The sequence below is a fragment of the Skermanella sp. TT6 genome, from assembly GCF_016653635.2.
Lineage (GTDB): Bacteria > Pseudomonadota > Alphaproteobacteria > Azospirillales > Azospirillaceae > Skermanella > Skermanella cutis.
Map to the genome: position 1 here is coordinate 2245497 of NZ_CP067420.1, position 17004 is coordinate 2262500.

Annotated in this window: 15 protein-coding genes and 1 pseudogene (1 of these 16 cut by a window edge); 8 read left to right on the forward strand and 8 right to left on the reverse strand. The window is 68.0% G+C overall.

The genetic code is table 11. The annotated features are described in order from the left end of the window. Window positions 1–47: 47 nt before the first annotated feature. A complete protein-coding gene (locus tag IGS68_RS10600) occupies window positions 48–647 on the forward strand; it encodes a TlpA family protein disulfide reductase (RefSeq protein ID WP_201079725.1) in 600 nt (199 codons plus the stop codon). A gap of 95 nt (window positions 648–742) precedes the next feature. Then, a complete protein-coding gene (locus IGS68_RS10605; protein ID WP_247881269.1) occupies window positions 743–1750 on the forward strand; it encodes an alpha/beta fold hydrolase in 1008 nt (335 codons plus the stop codon). Between the two features lie 5 nt (window positions 1751–1755). Here IGS68_RS10605 and IGS68_RS10610 read toward each other — a convergent pair whose 3' ends face one another. Continuing rightward, a complete protein-coding gene (locus tag IGS68_RS10610) occupies window positions 1756–2106 on the reverse strand; it encodes a DUF3140 domain-containing protein (RefSeq protein ID WP_201079727.1) in 351 nt (116 codons plus the stop codon). Between the two features lie 153 nt (window positions 2107–2259). Between IGS68_RS10610 and IGS68_RS10615 the strand changes: the two genes are divergently transcribed. After that, entirely contained in the window at window positions 2260–2496 is a 237-nt protein-coding gene (locus IGS68_RS10615) for a type II toxin-antitoxin system CcdA family antitoxin (RefSeq protein ID WP_206379355.1), read from the forward strand. Further along, a pseudogene (locus tag IGS68_RS36170) lies at window positions 2441–2818 on the forward strand (CcdB family protein). Before IGS68_RS10615 ends, IGS68_RS36170 begins: the two are co-directional and overlap by 56 nt. 65 nt (window positions 2819–2883) lie before the next feature. Here IGS68_RS36170 and IGS68_RS10625 read toward each other — a convergent pair. The 6 genes from IGS68_RS10625 to IGS68_RS10650 form a co-directional block, all read right to left on the reverse strand. Beyond that, on the reverse strand, window positions 2884–3756 hold the full coding sequence (locus IGS68_RS10625; RefSeq protein WP_201079733.1) for a 3-hydroxybutyryl-CoA dehydrogenase: 873 nt from the start codon (window positions 3754–3756) through the stop codon (window positions 2884–2886). 33 nt (window positions 3757–3789) lie between these two features. Next, window positions 3790–4731 (reverse strand): electron transfer flavoprotein subunit alpha/FixB family protein, encoded by a 942-nt coding sequence (locus IGS68_RS10630; protein WP_201079735.1) that lies wholly within the window; start codon window positions 4729–4731, stop codon window positions 3790–3792. Window position 4732: 1 nt separating this feature from the next. Then, complete coding sequence (locus tag IGS68_RS10635; RefSeq protein WP_201079738.1) at window positions 4733–5482, reverse strand: electron transfer flavoprotein subunit beta/FixA family protein; 750 nt, start codon at window positions 5480–5482, stop codon at window positions 4733–4735. Window positions 5483–5642: 160 nt separating this feature from the next. Continuing rightward, window positions 5643–6212 carry a cob(I)yrinic acid a,c-diamide adenosyltransferase gene (locus IGS68_RS10640; protein WP_201079740.1) on the reverse strand — a complete coding sequence of 190 codons (570 nt, stop codon included), beginning with the start codon at window positions 6210–6212 and terminating at the stop codon, window positions 5643–5645. A gap of 49 nt (window positions 6213–6261) precedes the next feature. Next, entirely contained in the window at window positions 6262–6459 is a 198-nt protein-coding gene (locus IGS68_RS10645; protein ID WP_201079742.1) for a twin transmembrane helix small protein, read from the reverse strand. A 67-nt stretch (window positions 6460–6526) separates the two neighbouring features. After that, window positions 6527–8224 (reverse strand): acyl-CoA dehydrogenase family protein, encoded by a 1698-nt coding sequence (locus tag IGS68_RS10650; RefSeq protein ID WP_201079744.1) that lies wholly within the window; start codon window positions 8222–8224, stop codon window positions 6527–6529. A 207-nt stretch (window positions 8225–8431) separates the two neighbouring features. On the opposite strand from IGS68_RS10650, the gene IGS68_RS10655 reads away from it, so the two are divergent. After that, window positions 8432–9775, forward strand: coding sequence for a GH1 family beta-glucosidase (locus IGS68_RS10655; RefSeq protein ID WP_247881271.1), 1344 nt, complete (start codon window positions 8432–8434; stop codon window positions 9773–9775). A 52-nt stretch (window positions 9776–9827) separates the two neighbouring features. Here IGS68_RS10655 and ccrA read toward each other — a convergent pair whose 3' ends face one another. Beyond that, the gene (gene ccrA / locus IGS68_RS10660; protein ID WP_201079748.1) at window positions 9828–11111 is read right to left on the reverse strand and encodes a crotonyl-CoA carboxylase/reductase; all 1284 of its coding nucleotides are present in this window, start codon (window positions 11109–11111) and stop codon (window positions 9828–9830) included. 462 nt (window positions 11112–11573) lie between these two features. On the opposite strand from ccrA, the gene IGS68_RS10665 reads away from it, so the two are divergent. The 3 genes from IGS68_RS10665 to IGS68_RS10675 all read left to right on the forward strand — a co-directional run. Continuing rightward, entirely contained in the window at window positions 11574–13556 is a 1983-nt protein-coding gene (locus IGS68_RS10665; RefSeq protein WP_201079750.1) for a protein meaA, read from the forward strand. Window positions 13557–13701: 145 nt separating this feature from the next. Next, window positions 13702–14967, forward strand: coding sequence for a metallophosphoesterase family protein (locus IGS68_RS10670; protein WP_201079752.1), 1266 nt, complete (start codon window positions 13702–13704; stop codon window positions 14965–14967). Beyond that, window positions 14964–17004 carry the 5' portion of an ATP-binding protein gene (locus IGS68_RS10675; RefSeq protein ID WP_201079754.1) on the forward strand. 1484 nt of this gene lie beyond the right edge of the window, so only the first 2041 of its 3525 coding nucleotides appear in the window; the start codon lies at window positions 14964–14966; the stop codon falls past the right edge of the window. The genes IGS68_RS10670 and IGS68_RS10675 overlap by 4 nt, the downstream gene beginning before the upstream one ends.

Below are 17004 nucleotides of genomic sequence, written 5' to 3' on the forward strand. Positions count from 1 at the left end.
TCGGGGCCAGGGAAGCTACGGGACGGGATATGAAAAAGGTGGTCAGTATGCGTAATTTAATCGCCGCCGCAATGCTCGGCATCGTCTGCGTCGCCGGATGGTGGGTCGCAAGCGACGCAGGGCAGGCGAACGCGGCCCGCCCGCCGCTCGAAGGCTCCATGGAAAAGTTCAAGCCGGCGGACCAGCCCCGGCCGGTCCCTGAACTGAGCTTCATCACCGCGGACGGCGGGCGCGGCGATCTGTCCGACTTCAAGGGCAAGGTCGTCCTGCTGAACCTGTGGGCGACTTGGTGCGCCCCGTGCGTCCGCGAGATGCCGTCGCTCGACGCCCTGCAGGGCCGGCTGGGCGGCGAGGAGTTCGAGGTCGTGGCCCTGTCCCTCGACCGCGGCGGCAGGAACGTGGTCCAGCCGTTCTTCGACCGCGTCGGCGTGCGCAACCTGACCATGTATCTGGATCCGCAGAGCGCCGCCATGGGCACGCTCAAGCCGCGCGGCCTGCCGACCACCCTGGTGATCGATCGCGACGGCTTCGAACTCGGCCGGCTGGAGGGCGACGCGGAGTGGGACAGCGAGGAGGCGGTCCGCATGCTCCGTCACTTCATCGACCAGGGCGTCCGGCCGCCCAGGATGATGAGGACCGGCGGTTGACGCCGGAACATTCCCCGGGCCGTCCGGTTCCCTGAGTCGAGATCGCCGCGGCGCAGGATGATGCGCCGCGGCCACGGACCATTCCGGAGGACCCAGTGTACGGCTACAGACCACCCCGGGCATCGCGCACCGGAACCATCCTTGTCGCGTCGGCGGCGGCCCTGGCGGCAGCGGCGCTCTTCAATACCTGGCGGTCGCGCAAGGCGGAACGCGAGCACCCGCCTTCCGGCCGGTTCGTCACGGTGGACGGCGTACGCCTCCACTACATCGAGCGGGGCGAGGGCACGCCGGTCGTCCTGCTCCATGGCAACATCGTCACCGCCGAGGATTATGTCTGGAGCGGCGTGTTCCACCGCCTGGCCGCCAATCACCGCGTCATCGCCATCGACCGCCCGGGCTTCGGCTACAGTGACCGGCCGTACGGGCCGATGTGGACGGCGCGGGAACAGGCGGACCTGCTGCGCGAGGCTTTCGCCCAACTTGGCATCGACCGTGCCGTCGTGGTCGGTCATTCCTGGGGCACCCTCGTCGCCCTGGAACTCGCGTTGAGCCACCCGGACGCGGTGAGCGGCCTCGTCCTGCTGGCGGGGTACTACCAGACCACCTTCCGGGCGGACGTGCCGCTGGTCGCCGCACCCGCCGTTCCCGTCTTCGGCGACGTGTTGCGCTATACGGTGTCCCCGCTCGTGGGATCGGCGTTGATGACGCCCACCTTGAAGGCCATGTTCGCGCCGCTGCCGGTTCCCGAGCTTTTCGACCGGGAATTCCCCCGCGTCTTCCCCGTCCGGCCCGGGCAGATCAGGGCCGAGGCCCAGGATGCCGTCACGATGGTGCCGGCCGTGTACGGGATGGAGGAGCGGGTCCGCGACCTCCGCATGCCGGTCACGATCTTCGCCGGTACCGAGGACCGGGTGGTGGACCACGAGACCCATGCCGTCTGGCTGCATGAAACTATCCCGACCAGCGACCTGCGCCTGGTTCCCGGAGCCGGGCACATGGTCCACTACGCGGCACCCGACGAGGTGGCCGACGCCATCGAGCAGACGGCCCGGGCCGGCCGGGTTGGCGCCCCGCGGGTTCCCGGCCTGGCGGCACATCCTTAAGGTCTTCAGCCGCTCTTCTTGAGAGGATCGTGGCCCCAGTTCATCAGGCTGTAGCGCCAGCGTGACGTCTCGACATCATGGGACGGCCCCTGCGCGCAGTGCCGGTGGACATAGGCCACGACCTTCCGCATGTGGGCATAGTCGTCGTCGGTCAGGTCGCCCTGTTTGGTGCGGGCGATCTCCACGATCCGCCGGCCGGATTGATGGCCGACCGACTCGTCCTCTCCGTCTCGGTTGAATCCTACGCCCTTGCTCTCTTCCGTTTCCAGCCAGCGCCCCAGTTCCTTCGGGGCCATGTTGACGGCGTCGGCGTAATCGGCGCGGATCTTCTTTTTCTCTTCATCGCTGAACGACATGCATGCTCCCTTGCGGTGACGATACGGTTCCGGAACGGGAACCCCGATCCGCCACAATAAACTGGCGGCATGCTCCCGGAAGGAAAGGGAGGAGCTTTGACAGATCATGCTTCACGCGCATAATCCGTGCGCATCGTATTGATGGGGATGGACATGGCGCGGGGAACGGCACTGCGGAAGCCTACCAACGTTTCGGCTCGGGCCGAGTTGGTCGCGGAAGCCAAGTCACTCGGCATCAACTTGTCCGAAGTCTTCGAAGCCGCATTGGAGAACGCGGTCGCGGCTGCCCGGCGGAAACAGTGGATCGAGGAGAACCGCCAAGCCTTCGAGGACTATGACAGGTTCGTCGAAGCGCACGGGATTTTCAGCGCCGGAAGGCGGCTTTTCTGACGTGCGCTTTCTCGATGTCTGCCTCAATCCATCCGCCCAGGGGCGGGAGGATCACCCGGTTCCCTTCCTGCTGGTTGTTCAAAGCGACTTCGTCCAGGTTCAACGGTCCCGGGTCGTCGTGCCTTTGGTCCGGGCCGGCGCTGTAGGAACGGTGACAGCCCGCCTGATGCCCGTGTTCTAGATCGGGGACGAAGCGGTCGTCATGATGACGCCGCAGATCGCCGGTATCTCCACCGCGGAGATCGGGCCTGTCGTGGCGAGCCTCGTCGATCACAGGCTCGCCGTCAGGACCGCCATCGATATCCTGACCGGCGACCTCTGACGAAAAGCGAGGGACCCGCCGGTCAGCGGGTCCCTTGTCGGTCTGCCGTGAATTAGAACCGACGCTCAGCGGGTCGGAACCGGCACTTCCTTGCTGTAGTCGTAGAAGCCGCGGCCCGCTTTGCGCCCGACCCAGCCGGCCTCGACATACTTCACCAGCAGCGGGCAGGGACGGTACTTGCTGTCCGCGAGGCCGTCATAGAGCACGTGCATGATCGCCAGGCAGGTGTCCAGGCCGATGAAGTCCGCCAGTTCCAGCGGTCCCATCGGGTGATTGGCGCCCAGCTTCAGCGCGGTGTCGATCGCCTCGACCGAGCCCACGCCCTCGTAGAGGGTATAGACCGCCTCGTTGATCATCGGCAGCAGGATGCGGTTGACGATGAAGGCCGGGAAGTCCTCCGCCACGGCGGCCTTCTTGCCCAGCTTCTGCGTCAGGTCCCTGATCGCCTGGAACGTGTCCTCGTCGGTCGCGATGCCGCGGATCAGCTCGACGAGCTGCATCACCGGCACCGGGTTCATGAAGTGCATGCCCATGAACTTGGCCGGCCGGTCGGTCACCGCGGCCAGCCGCGTGATCGAGATCGACGAGGTATTGCTCGCGATCAGCGCGTCGGCCTTGAGGTTGGGGACCAGACGCTTGAAGATTTCCCGCTTGACTTCCTCGGCTTCCGTCGCCGCCTCGATGACGAGGTCGCAGTCCCCGAACATCGCCAGATCGGTGCCGGTGGTGATGCGCTCGACGGCCATGTGCCGGTCGGCTTCGCTCACCTTGCCCTTGGCGACCTGGCGCTCCAGGTTCCTGTCGATATTGCTCACCGCCTTGTTCAGCGCATCGGCACTGATGTCGGACAGTTTGACGTCAAAGCCTGACACTGCGCAGACATGGGCGATACCCGCACCCATCTGCCCGGCCCCGATGACACCGATCTTCTGAATCATTTATGTTCCTTGCGGCGACGTTGGAGGAAGGGGTTATCGCACCTTGTCCAGTTCCTCCGTCAGCTCGGGAACGACCTTGAACAGGTCCCCCACGAGGCCGTAATCGGCGACCTGGAAAATCGGCGCTTCCTCATCTTTGTTTATGGCCACGATGACCTTGGAGTCCTTCATCCCGGCCAGGTGCTGGATGGCACCGGAAATGCCGACCGCAATGTAGAGCTCGGGTGCCACGATCTTACCGGTCTGGCCGACCTGATAGTCGTTGGGAACGTAGCCGGCATCCACCGCCGCACGGCTCGCGCCGACCGCGGCGCCCAGCTTGTCGGCCAGTGTTTCCAGCATATGGAAGTTCTCGCCGGACTGCATGCCCCGGCCGCCCGACACGATCGTCTTGGCGCTGGTCAGTTCCGGGCGCTCCGACTTGGACAGCTCCTGCCCGACGAACTTGGACAGGCCGGCATCCGCACCGGCCGCCGCATCCTCGATCGTGGCGCTGCCGCCCTCGGCCGAAGCCGCGTCGAACGCCGTGCCGCGCACGGTGATGACCTTGATCGGGTCCGACGACTGGACGGTGGCGATGGCGTTGCCGGCATAGATCGGCCGGTCGAACGTGTCGGGGTCGTTCACGCCCACGATCTCCGAGATCTGGGCCACGTCGAGCAAGGCCGCGACGCGCGGCATGACGTTCTTGCCGAAGCTCGTCGCCGGGGCCAGCACGTGGCTGTAGCCCTTCGCCAGATCGACGATCAGCGGTGCGACGTTCTCCGCCAGGCCGTGGGCGTAGGGTTCGGCGTCCGCGACCAGCACCTTCGACACGCCTGCGATCTTCGCGGCGGCTTCGGCGGCGCCCTTGGCGTTCGCGCCGGCGACCAGGACGTGGACGTCCCCGCCAAGCTTGGCGGCGGCGGTCACGGTGTTGAGGGTGGCGGGCTTGATCGCGCCTTCGGCGTTTTCCGCGATGACGAGGACGCTCATATCAGATCACCTTGGCTTCGTTCTTCAGCTTGTCGACCAGTTCCTGCACCGTCTTGACCTTGACGCCGGCGGAGCGCTTGGGCGGCTCGACGACCTTGAGGGTCTTCAGGCGCGGCGCGGGATCGACGCCGAGGTCGGCGGGCGAGACCGTTTCGATCGGCTTCTTCTTCGCCTTCATGATGTTCGGCAGCGACGCGTAGCGCGGCTCGTTGAGGCGCAGGTCGGTCGTCACCACGGCGGGAAGCTTCAGCTCGACCGTTTCCAGGCCGCCGTCCACCTCGCGGGTCACGGTCACGGTCTCGCCGCCGGGCACCACCTTGGATGCGAAAGTCCCCTGGGCCCAGCCGAGCAGGGCCGCCAGCATCTGGCCGGTCTGGTTGGCGTCGTCGTCGATCGCCTGCTTGCCCATGATGACCAGCTGCGGCTGTTCCTTCTCGACGACGGCCTTGAGCGCCTTTGCGACCGCCAGCGGCTGCAGGTCGGCATCGGTCAGCACATGGATGGCCCGGTCGGCCCCCATCGCGAGCGCGGTGCGCAGGGTTTCCTGGCAGGCCTGGACGCCCAGGCTGACGGCGATCACTTCGGTCGCCGCCTTCGATTCCTTCAGACGAACCGCTTCTTCAACCGCGATTTCATCAAACGGGTTCATCGACATCTTAACGTTGGCAGTCTCGACTCCCGAGCCGTCCGCCTTGACGCGGATCTTCACGTTATAGTCGACCACCCGCTTAACCGGGACGAGGACTTTCATTTCAAATCCTTAGTTATCGGTACACGACAGTGGCTCATGCCCGCGCGACGGCATGACCGCAGTGCACAAAATACACCGCGAGCGGTGGCGAACCATAGGATTTGGCATCAACCGTGTCAATCTGAAGGCATGACGCGGCGGCGCCCGCCCTCGGGAAGGATCAGCGGTTGGCGCCCGGCACCCACAGCACGTCGAGCGCGCCCTTGTCGTTCACATAACGGCTGATGACGAAGAGGTGATCCGACAGCCGGTTGATGTATCTCAACGCCGGCCCGCCGACGGGCTCGTGCTCCGCCAGTTCCGTCATCAGCCGCTCCGCCCGCCGCGCGACCGTGCGGGCGAGATGCAGGTGCGCCGCGGCGGGCGTGCCGCCGGGCAGGACGAAGCTTTTGAGCGGGCTGAGTTCCGCGTTCATGGCGTCGATCTCGCGCTCCAGCCGCTCCACCTGCGCGTCGGCGATGCGGAGCGGCGGGTAGGGCGGGTTTTCCTGCTCCGGCGTGCACAGGTCGGCGCCCAGGTCGAACAGGTCGTTCTGGATCCGCGACAGCATGGCGTCGATCCCGGGATGGTCCCCGGTGGACAGGCGCGCCAGCCCGATCACGCTGTTCGCCTCGTCCACCGTGCCGTAGGTCGCGACGCGCAGGTCATGCTTGGCGACGCGCTTGCCGTCGCCGAGGGAGGTCTGTCCCTTGTCGCCGCCCCGGGTGTAGATCCGCGTCAGCTGCACCATGCGGTGTGCCCTCCTGGTACCGTTTGTTCCTGTCTGGCTTCGCGCGGCCTCAGGCCGACGAGGCGATGACGGCGAGGACGAAGAGCACCAGGGCTACCCCCTGGAGGATCACGCGCAGCCGCATCATGCGGTTGCCGTACTTGTCGTTGAACTCGCCGCCACGGACCATGGCGAACAGACCGACGAACAGCGCGCCAAGGACGGCGAGCATCGCCACGACCAGGAGAAATGTCAGAATTCCGCTCATCCCCTGGATATAGTGTGCCGCCGTCCCGCCGCACAGCCCCGTATCGGCCGTGCCGCCGTTCCGCCCGTCAGTTCCGCCGGCCGAGCAGGCCGCGCGCGATCACCTGGGCCTGGATCTCCGCCGCACCCTCGAAGATGTTGAGGATGCGGGCGTCGCACAGCACGCGGCTGATCTGGTACTCGGTCGCGTAGCCGTTGCCGCCGTGGATCTGCAGCGCGTTGTCGGCGTTCGACCAGGCGACGCGGGCGGCCAGCAGCTTTGCCATGCCGGCCTCGATGTCGCAGCGGCGATCCTGGTCCTTCTCGCGCGCGGCGAAATATGTGAGCTGCCGGACGAGCATCGTCTCGACCGCCATCCAGCCGATCTTGGCCGCGACACGGGGGAACCTGATCAGGGGCTTGCCGAACTGCACCCGTTCGGTGGCGTATTGCAGCCCCAGCTCCATGGCGTTCTGGGCCACTCCGGTCGCGCGCGCGGCGGTCTGGATGCGGGCGCTCTCGAAGGTCTCCATCAGCTGTTTGAAGCCCTGGCCCTCGACGCCGCCCAGCAGGTTCTCCGCCGGGACTTCGAAGCCGTCGAAGCCGATCTCGTACTCCTTCATGCCCCGATAGCCCAGCACCTCGATCTCGCCGCCGGTCATGCCGTCGGCGGGGAACGGATCCTCCACCGTGCCGCGCGGCTTCTCGGCCAGCAGCATGGACAGGCCGCGGTAGTCGGTGGTGTTCGGGTCGGTGCGGACCAGCAGCGTCATAAGGTCGCTGCGGGCGGCGTGGGTGATCCAGGTCTTGTTGCCCATCACCTTATAGGTGTCGCCCTCGCGCACCGCGCGGGTGCGCAGCGAGCCCAGGTCCGACCCGGTGTTCGGCTCGGTGAAGACGGCGGTCGGCAGGATCTCGCCGCTGGCCAGCTTGGGCAGCCATTTCTCCTTCTGCTCCTGGGTGCCGCCCAGGCGGATCAGCTCGGCCGCGATCTCCGACCGGGTGCCCAGCGAGCCGACGCCGATATAGGCCTGGCTCAGCACCTCCGACACGACGCACATGGCGGTCTTGCCCATGCCCAGGCCGCCGAACTCCTCGGGCACGGTCAGGCCGAAGACGCCCAGCTCGGCCATCTGCTCGACCACTTCCAGCGGGATCAGCTCGTCGCGCTCGTGCCAGCCGTGGGCGTGCGGCACGACCATGTCGGCGGCGAATCGGCTGAACTGGTCCCGCACCATGTCCAGCGTCTCGTCCTCCAGCGCCAGCTTGCCGAAGCTGTGGTGATCGGCGACCAGCTCGGCGATGCGCAGCCGAACCGGGGCCGCGGCGCCCTGGTCGATCAGCGTCGCGACGGCGCCGGTGCGGTACTCGGCCAGCGCCTCGGCCGGGACGCCCAGGTCGCCGGGGCGGACGATCTCGACTTGGCTCAGCGGAACGCCGCCGACCAGTTGCGCCAGGTATTCCCCGAAGGCCGCCTGGAGCATCAGCGACTCCAGCTCGCCCAGCTCGCCGGCGGCGTCCAGCCTGGTCGCCCAACCGAGCATCTGGCGCAGGCCCTCGACATAAGTGGCCATCCAGGCATAGCCATGGGCCGCGGTCTGGTTCGCCTCCAGCAGGTCGGCGTCGATCTTGCCGCCGGGGGCGGTCACGATCCCAAGCACCGATGCGCGCGCACTCTCCACCAGCCGTTCCGCGGCGGGCAGGGCCTCGGCGCAGAGCGGCAGCAGATCATCGAGCAGCAAGGCTGCGGACGGGACGGGATCGAGCTTGACGGCGACGCTGGTCATAACGGGCTCCGTGTACTAAATGCAGGCCGGGCTGCGTGTTGTCCTGCAAAATGCGGGATGGTGTGCACTGCGTCAATGAAACAATGGAACGATCCGAGAGGCTGCCGAGCAATGTTCGCCAAAGAGGGTGCGGGTGTAACTCTTGGCCGCCGGGAGTTCCTGGGGATTGCGGCAGGGGCCGCGCTGGCCCCGCTCACGAGGTCGGCCATGGCCCAGCAATTCGTCCAATTCCCTGACGGCTTCGTCTGGGGAACCTCGACATCCTCCTACCAGATCGAGGGAGCCGCCGATGCCGACGGGCGCGGTCCCAGCGTTTGGGACACGTTCAGCCGCACTCCGGGCAAGGTGCTCGACGGCGGTACCGGCGACGTCGCGGCAGACCACTACAACCGGTACCTGGAGGACGTAGCGCTGATGGCCGACGCGGGGCTGAAGGCCTACCGCTTCTCCATCGCCTGGCCCCGGATCCAGCCGACCGGCACCGGCCCGGCCAACGCCAGGGGCCTGGACTTCTACGACCGGCTCACCGACGCCCTTCTCCGGCGCGGGATCGAACCCTGGCCGTGCCTCTATCACTGGGACCTGCCCCAGGCGCTCCAGGACCGGGGCGGGTGGGGCAACCGCGACATAGCGTCCTGGTTCGCCGACTACGCGCAGATCGTCGCCGGCCGGATCGGCGACCGCGCGAAGCACTGGGTGATGCTGAACGAGCCCTCGGTCGTCGCGATCTTCGGCCACGGCGTAGGCGGCCATGCCCCCGACCTGCGCGGCCGCACCAATTACTGCGCCGCGATCCACCACCAGAACCTCGCGCAGGGCAGGGCGCTCGCGGCATTGCGCTCCGCCGGCGGCAAGGACTGGCAACTCGGCACGGTGCTCAGCGTCCAGCCGGTCAAGCCGGCCCCGGGACCCGACTCCAACCGGCACGCGGCGGCGCAATGGGACGCGGTGTGGAACCGCGCCTGCCTGGACCCGCTGTTCAAGGGCGAGTATCCCGACAGCCTGATCGCCGACTTCAAGCCGCTGGTCAAGCCGGGCGACATGGAGACGATCCGCCAGCCGATCGATTTCCTCGGACTCAACTATTACAGCCGCATGCATCAGGTGGCCGATCCCGGCGGCCTCTTCGGCACCAATTTCGGCCCGTCGCCGGACGGGACGAAGCATACGGACATGGGCTGGCCGATCGAGCCCGACGGGCTGTACGAACAGCTCATCGAGTTCCGCGACCGCTACGGCAACCCGCCGGTCTACGTGACGGAGAACGGCGCGTCCTATGGCGACTGGGTAGGTCCCAGCGGCAAGGCCGAGGACGGCGCCCGGATCTTCTTCATCCGCGACCACCTGCTGGCCTGCCACCGCGCGATCCGTGACGGCGCCGACCTGCGGGGCTATTTCGTCTGGACCCTGCTCGACAACTTCGAGTGGGGCTACGGCTACACCCAGCATTTCGGCCTGGTGCAGGTCGACCGGGAGACGATGCGGCGCCGGCCGAAGGCCAGCTATTATTGGTACGGCGACGTGGCGAAGGCGAACGCGGTGCCGCTGTGAAGGCGGGCCGCCGGGGAGGTCGTCCCCGGCGGCCTCGGAACCGGCTCCGGCTTTACGCCTCGGCCACGTCCTCCAGGGTCCGCAGGCCCGGCTGCCGTGCGTTCACCAGCACGGCCATGTTGCCGGGCTTGTGCTCGTTGCGGAGCATCTTGGTGTGGGCGCGCGGAATGTCCTCCCACGAGAAGACTTCCGACATGCAGGGGTCCAGGCGCCGCTCGATCACCAGCTGGTTGGCCTGGCTGGCCTGCAGCAGGTTGGCGAAGTGGCTGCCCTGGATACGCTTCTGGCGCATCCACACGAAGCGCGCGTCGAAGGTCAGGTTGAAGCCCGACGTGCCGGCGCAGAACACCACCATGCCGCCGCGCTTGACCACGAAGCAGGAGACCGGGAAGGTCTGCTCGCCCGGATGCTCGAACACGAAGTCGACGTCGTTGCCCTTGCCGGTGATGTCCCAGATCGCCTTGCCGAAGGGGCGGACCCGCTTCATGTACTCGGCATAGCCGGCGGCGTCATCCACGTCCGGCAGCTGGCCCCAGCAGTCGAAGTCCTTGCGGTTCAGCACGCCCTTCGCACCCAGGGACAGCACGAAGTCGCGCTTGGTCTCGTCCGAGATGACGCCGATCGCGTTGGCGCCGGCCGTCGCGATCAGCTGGATCGCCATCGACCCCAGGCCGCCCGAGGCGCCCCAGACCAGCACGTTGTGGCCGGGCCGCAGGATGTGCGGGCGGTGGCCGAACAGCATGCGGTAGGCGGTCGCCAGCGTCAGCGTGTAGCAGGCGCTCTCTTCCCAGGTCAGGTGCTTCGGCCGGGCCATCAGCTGGCGGGCCTGGACGCGGCAGAACTGGGCGAAGGAGCCGTCCGGAGTCTCGTAGCCCCAGATCCGCTGGGACGTCGAGAACATCGGGTCGCCGCCGTTGCACTCCTCGTCGTCGCCGTCGTCCTGGTTGCAATGGACCACGACCTCGTCGCCGACCTTGAACCGCTTGACCTTGCTGCCGACGGCCCAGACGATGCCCGACGCGTCGGAACCGGCGATGTGGTACTCGGCCTTGTGCACGTCGAACGGCGAGATCGGCTTGCCGAGGCCGGCCCAGATGCCGTTGTAGTTGACGCCGGCCGCCATGACCATGACCAGGACCTCGTCCTGTCCGATCTCCGGAGTCGCGACGACTTCGAGCTGCATGGCCTTCTCGGGCTCGCCGTGACGCTCCCGGCGGATCGCCCAGGCGTGCATCTTCGCCGGCACATGGCCCAGCGGCGGGATCTCGCCCACGTCGTAGAGGTCCTTGACCGCCGGACCGGCCGGGCGGGTGATGACGTTCGCTGCCTCGGTCATGCCTTGTTCCTCAAAACCTTTTTCTGCCGCAGGATACCCCGATACGGCCGTATCGAACTTCGCTGCATATGCGTCGATGTCGAGACGCCCTGAAGCTTAAAACCCTATGGATCGTAGAGTCTGCGCAGTCTAAACAGGATGATCCTTCCGATGCAACGCACAATACGGTAAATTGTTTCACCGGTCATCCGGTCACTGAAACAATCAGTCGAAAGCACTATCGGTTGGAAAAAGGCTGTTCGCATCCGCAGCACGGGCCGGCACCCTGGGGCCGACACCCTGGGGCCGACACCCTGGGGCCGACACCCTGGGGCCGACACCCTGGGAAGGTGTTCCATCGGACGAGATCGGGCAGCTTGCGGTCTGGCGTCCGGCGGTGTTAGCGGAGACGGGCCGCCCGCCGGCCGGCGGTGACCGGGATCATGGGATCATTGTGAATCGTGCGAAGGGGAAAGCGCCGTAATGAGTGGACATCGCGACAAGCCCTGGCTGATCCGGACCTATTCCGGCCATTCGACCGCCGCCGCGTCCAACGCGCTGTACCGGACGAACCTGAAGCGGGGGCAGACCGGCCTTTCCGTCGCCTTCGACCTGCCGACCCAGACCGGCTACGACAGCGACCATCCGCTGGCCAGGGGCGAAGTCGGAAAGGTCGGCGTTCCGGTCTGCCATCTCGGCGACATGAAGACGCTGTTCGACGGCATCCCGCTGGGCGAGATGAACACCTCCATGACGATCAACGCGACGGCGCCGTGGCTGCTGGCGCTCTACATCGCCGCCGCGGAGCAGCAGGGCGCCGGCCGGGCGCAGCTCGCCGGGACGACCCAGAACGACATCATCAAGGAATATCTCAGCCGCGGCACCTATATCTTCCCGCCCGAACCGTCGATGCGGCTGACCACGGACATGATCGCCTTCACCTACCGTGAAGTGCCGAAGTGGAACCCCATGAACGTCTGCTCCTACCACCTGCAGGAGGCGGGGGCGACTCCGGTGCAGGAGCTGGCCTTCGCCCTGGCGACCGCCTGCGCGGTGCTGGACGCCGTCAAGGCGTCGGGACAGGTCCCGGCGGAGGACTTCCCCCAGGTGGTCGGCCGTATCAGCTTCTTCGTCAATGCCGGCATCCGGTTCGTCACCGAGCTGTGCAAGATGCGGGCTTTCACCTACCTGTGGGACCAGATCACCCGCGACCGCTACGGCATCGCGGACCAGCAGTTCCGCCGGTTCCGCTACGGCGTCCAGGTCAACAGCCTGGGACTGACCGAACCCCAGCCGGAGAACAACGTCTACCGCATCCTGATCGAGATGCTGGCCGTCGTCCTGTCCAAGGACGCCCGCGCCCGCGCGGTCCAGCTTCCCGCCTGGAACGAGGCGCTGGGCCTGCCGCGCCCGTGGGACCAGCAGTGGAGCCTGCGCCTCCAGCAGATCGTCGCGTTCGAGACCGACCTGCTGGAGTACGGCGACCTGTTCAACGGCAGCCACGTGATCGACGGCAAGGTCGAGGAGCTGATGGCCGAGGCGCTGGACGAGCTGGCCCGGATCGACGCCATGGGCGGCGCCATCGCCGCCGTCGAGTCGTCCTACATGAAGCAGCGTCTGGTCGAGTCGAACACGAAGCGCCTCGCGGCGATCGAGGCCGGCGATCAGATCGTGGTCGGCGTCAACAAATTCACCGAATCGGCGCCGTCGCCGCTGACCGCCGGCGACGACGGCGGCTTCCTGGCCGTAGATCCCCAGGCGGAGGCGGACCAGCTCGCCCGGCTCGAAGCCTGGCGTGCCGCCCGCAACGCCTCCGACGTCGAAGCGGCCCTGGCTGATCTCGGCGCCGCCGCCCGCGAGGGGCGCAACATCATGGAGCCCAGCATCCGCTGCGCCCATGCCGGCGTCACCACGGGCGAATGGTCCGCCGTCCTGCGCGGCGTCTTCGGCGAGTACCGCGCTCCCACGGGCGTCGGCAAGGCGGCCACCGCTGGCGGCGCGGACAGCTTGGCCACCGTGCGCGAGCGGGTCACCCAGGTGTCGGAGCGGCTCGGCCGGCGGATCAAGATGCTGGTCGGCAAGCCGGGACTCGACGGCCATTCCAACGGGGCGGAGCAGATCGCGGTGCGCGCCCGCGATGCCGGCATGGAAGTGGTGTACGAGGGCATCCGGCTGACCCCGGCGCAGATCGTCAACGCCGCGCTGGAAGAGGGCGTCCATGTCGTCGGCCTGTCGATCCTGTCCGGCAGCCACGTGGCCCTGGTGACAGACGTGCTCGACCGCATGCGCCGCCTGGGCCTGGGCGAGATCCCGGTGGTTGTCGGCGGCATCATCCCGCCGGAGGACGAGCGCACCCTCAAGGCCGCCGGCGTGGCCCGGGTCTACACCCCCAAGGACTACGACCTGACCGCCATCATGGACGACATCGTCACCCTGGTGGACGAACGCGGGGAACGGGCCGCATAAGTTGAAGTCTGCCCGCAAATGGACGGCGATGGAAGCGGACATCCCTGCCCATCGCCGTCCATCTGTGGCCAAGGAACCCCAACCTCTTGCGTCTTTCGGCTGTTCGGGATACTACCTGTCGTATTGAGCAGGGTCCGAGGCAGCCATGAAGTTCATCCACGCCGCCGATATCCATCTCGACAGCCCGCTGGTCGGGCTGGCCGCCTACGATGGCGCGCCGGTCGATCTGCTGCGGGGCGCCACGCGCCGCGCCTTCCAGGCGATGGTCGATCTGGCGCAGGAGGAAGCGGTCGATTTCGTGGTGATCGCCGGCGACCTGTATGACGGCGACTGGCGCGACTTCAACACCGGCCTGTTCTTCGTCCAGCAGATGGCGCGCCTGCGCCAGGCCGGCATCCCCGTCTTCCTGATCCATGGCAACCACGACGCGGAAAGCCAGATCACCCGCAAGCTGCCGCTGCCGGAGAACGTCACGGTATTCTCCTCCCGCAAGCCGGAAACGCACCTGCTTCCCGGCCTGAAGGTCGCCCTGCACGGCCAGAGCTTCAAGCAGCGGGAAGTGACCGACAACCTGGCGGCCGGGTACAAGCCGCCGGTTCCGGGGCATTTCAACATAGGCCTGCTGCACACCTCGGCGGACGGGCGCGAAGGCCATGCCGGCTACGCGCCGTGCGATCCGGCCGACCTCGCCCGCCATGGCTACGACTACTGGGCGCTCGGCCATGTCCATACCCGCGAGGTGCTGAACGAGCACCCGTACATCGTCTTCCCCGGCAACCTCCAGGGCCGCAACATCCGGGAGACCGGGGCCAAGGGCTGCATGATGGTCACTGTCGAGGACGGACACGTGACCCGGCTCGACCACCGCCCGGTGGACGTGCTCCGGTGGGCCATGGTCGAGGCCGACCTGACCGGCTGCGAGTCGCCCGGCGAGGCGCTTGCCCGGGTCCGCGGCGCTCTCGAAGCGGCGGCCGATGGGTGCGAGGGCCGGCCGCTGGCCGCCCGCCTGCGGCTGACCGGTGCGACGCCGCTCCATGGCGGGCTGCTGTCCCGGCAGGACTCCTTCATGGCGGAGGTGCGGGCGGTGGCGCTCGACCTGGGGGCGGATGCCGTCTGGATCGAGAAGATCATCGGCGCCACCCGGCCGATGCGCGACCTCGTCACCCTCAGCCTGCGCCAGGACGCGGTCGGCAGCCTGCTGCGCTCCCTGGACAGCCTCGCCGCCGACCCGGAGCTTCAGGAGACCGTCCGGTCCGAGCTGGAGGAAATGATGGGCAAGATGCCGCGCGAACTGGACCGCCAGCACGACCAGGGCGAGGAACTCGCCGCCTTGAAGGACCCCGCCGCGCTGATCGCCGACGCCAGGGCGATCGTATTGTCACGCCTGCTCGACCGGGAGCTCGACCGATGAGACTGATCCGACTGGGCCTCGACCGCTTCGGCCATTTCACGGACGGCGGGATCGATCTCGGTGTGCGGCCGGACTTCCATATCGTCTGCGGCAGCAACGAGGCGGGAAAGACCACCACGCTCCGGGCGCTGGGCGACCTGTTCTTCGGGATCGAGACGCGGTCGCCCTACAACTTCAAGCACGACTACGCCGACCTGCGCCTGACCGCGGAGATCGAGGCGGCGGACGGCAGGCGTCTCGCCTTCCAGCGGCGCAAGGGCCGGCAGAACACCCTGCTGGACGCCGGCGGCTCGGGCAGCCTTCCCGATTCCGCGCTGGCCGCCTTCCTGGGGCCGATCGACCGCGACTTCTTCGAAGGCATGTTCGGGCTGGACCACAACCGGCTGCGCCGGGGCGGCGAGGACATCCTGGCCGCCCGCGGCGACGTCGGGCAGAGCCTGTTCGGGGCGGGCGCCGGGGTGATGGGCATCTCCCAGGTGCTCGCCGAACTGGATGCCGAGGCGAACGCGCTGTTCTCCTCCCGCCGCGTCGCGTCGAAGCCGTTCTACCAGGCGCTGGACCGCCACGCCGACGCGCGCAAGCGGCTGCGCGAGGCGGCGGTCAGCGGCGACGAGTGGCGCCAGGTCCAGGCCGACGCAGAGGCCGCCGAGGCCAGGATCCGCGATTGCCGCGAACGCCTCAACCAGCTGGAAGCTGCCCGTGCCAAGGCGGAGCGCATCCGCCGCACCCGCCACCTGGTCAGCCAGATCGCGGAGCTGGAGGACTCCCTCGGTGCGCTCGCCGACGCCCTCGTGCTGGCGGAGGATGCGGCCGACCGGCGGCAGGCCGCCCTGCGGCAGCGCGACGAGGCCTCCCGCGACGTCGAACGCTGCGGCGCCGTCGCCGCCAAGCTTGCCGAGGAACTGGACGGCCTCACGGTCCCCGAGGCGATCCTGGCGAGCGGGGCGGCGATCGAGGCCCTGCACGAACAGCGCGGAGCGATCCGGGACCAGCGCACCGACCTGCCCAAGCGGGAAAGCGAGCTGCGCCAGTTGCGCGACCAGGCAGCCGACCTGCTGCGCCGGCTCGGTTCGTCCCTGCCGATCGACCGGGCGGCGGAAGCGATTCCGCCGAGATCCGTCCTGGCCGACGTGCGCGCCCTGATCGCGGAGGAGGGCAGGCTGCGCGCCCGGTCCGACGCGGCCGCCGACCAGCTCGCGAAATGCAGGGTGGAGGCGGCCCGGCTGGAGGCCCAGCTGGAAGCGATCGGCACGCCCGCCGACGCCGTCATCCTTTCCGCCGCCATCGCCGAAGTGAAGGCGCGCGGAACCCTGGAGCAGACCCTTGCCGAGGGGCAGGCCCGGCTTCACCGCCTCAAGGAACGGATCGCCGCCCAGGTCGCGGCGCTGCCCCTGTGGCAGGGGTCGCTCGATGGCCTGCTCCAGGCCAAGGTGCCGGATGACAGCACCGTCAACCGGTTCGAGAAGGAGTTCGCCGACCTGGAGTCCCGGTCAACCCGGGCGCGCGAGAAGGCCGAAGAGCTTCGGGGCCAGCTCAGCCAGCTCGATGCGGAATTGGCGGCCCTCAAGGGGACCAGCGAAATCCCCACCGCGGACGCCATCGCCGAGGCCCGCCGCCGGCGCGATACCGGCTGGCGGGTCGTTCGCCGGACCTTCATCGACCGTGACCCGCCGCCCCTGTCCACCGACGAGGCCGAGCTGTTCGACTCGACGCACGACCTGCCGGGTCTGTTCGAGCGGACCATCCGCGCCGCCGACGATCTGGTGGACCGCAAGGAGGCGGAAGCCCACCGGGTCGCCAGCTATGTCCAGCTCACCTCGCGCCACCAGGATACGGTCCGGCGCCTGACCTCCGCCGCCCACGAGGCATCGGCCTGCGAACGCAGCCGTGCGGAATTGGAAGCGGCCTGGACCGCGGCGTGGCGGCCGGCCGGGCTGGTCCCGGCGTCCCCGCGGGAGATGTCGGCCTGGCTCGCCCGCGTCGCCGCCCTGGTCCGCGACGCCGACTCGGCCCGGGACCTGGAAGCGAGCTGCCGGC

Coding starts and splice junctions, on each gene's coding strand:
- IGS68_RS10600 (WP_201079725.1), top strand. CDS start 48: ATGCGTAATTTAATCGCCGCCGCAATGCTCGGCATCGTCTGCGTCGCC.
- IGS68_RS10610 (WP_201079727.1), bottom strand. CDS start 2,106: ATGTCGTTCAGCGATGAAGAGAAAAAGAAGATCCGCGCCGATTACGCC.
- IGS68_RS10615 (WP_206379355.1), top strand. CDS start 2,260: ATGGCGCGGGGAACGGCACTGCGGAAGCCTACCAACGTTTCGGCTCGG.
- IGS68_RS10625 (WP_201079733.1), bottom strand. CDS start 3,756: ATGATTCAGAAGATCGGTGTCATCGGGGCCGGGCAGATGGGTGCGGGT.
- IGS68_RS10630 (WP_201079735.1), bottom strand. CDS start 4,731: ATGAGCGTCCTCGTCATCGCGGAAAACGCCGAAGGCGCGATCAAGCCC.
- IGS68_RS10635 (WP_201079738.1), bottom strand. CDS start 5,482: ATGAAAGTCCTCGTCCCGGTTAAGCGGGTGGTCGACTATAACGTGAAG.
- IGS68_RS10640 (WP_201079740.1), bottom strand. CDS start 6,212: ATGGTGCAGCTGACGCGGATCTACACCCGGGGCGGCGACAAGGGACAG.
- IGS68_RS10645 (WP_201079742.1), bottom strand. CDS start 6,459: ATGAGCGGAATTCTGACATTTCTCCTGGTCGTGGCGATGCTCGCCGTC.
- IGS68_RS10650 (WP_201079744.1), bottom strand. CDS start 8,224: ATGACCAGCGTCGCCGTCAAGCTCGATCCCGTCCCGTCCGCAGCCTTG.
- IGS68_RS10655 (WP_247881271.1), top strand. CDS start 8,432: ATGGCCCAGCAATTCGTCCAATTCCCTGACGGCTTCGTCTGGGGAACC.
- ccrA (WP_201079748.1), bottom strand. CDS start 11,111: ATGACCGAGGCAGCGAACGTCATCACCCGCCCGGCCGGTCCGGCGGTC.
- IGS68_RS10665 (WP_201079750.1), top strand. CDS start 11,574: ATGAGTGGACATCGCGACAAGCCCTGGCTGATCCGGACCTATTCCGGC.
- IGS68_RS10670 (WP_201079752.1), top strand. CDS start 13,702: ATGAAGTTCATCCACGCCGCCGATATCCATCTCGACAGCCCGCTGGTC.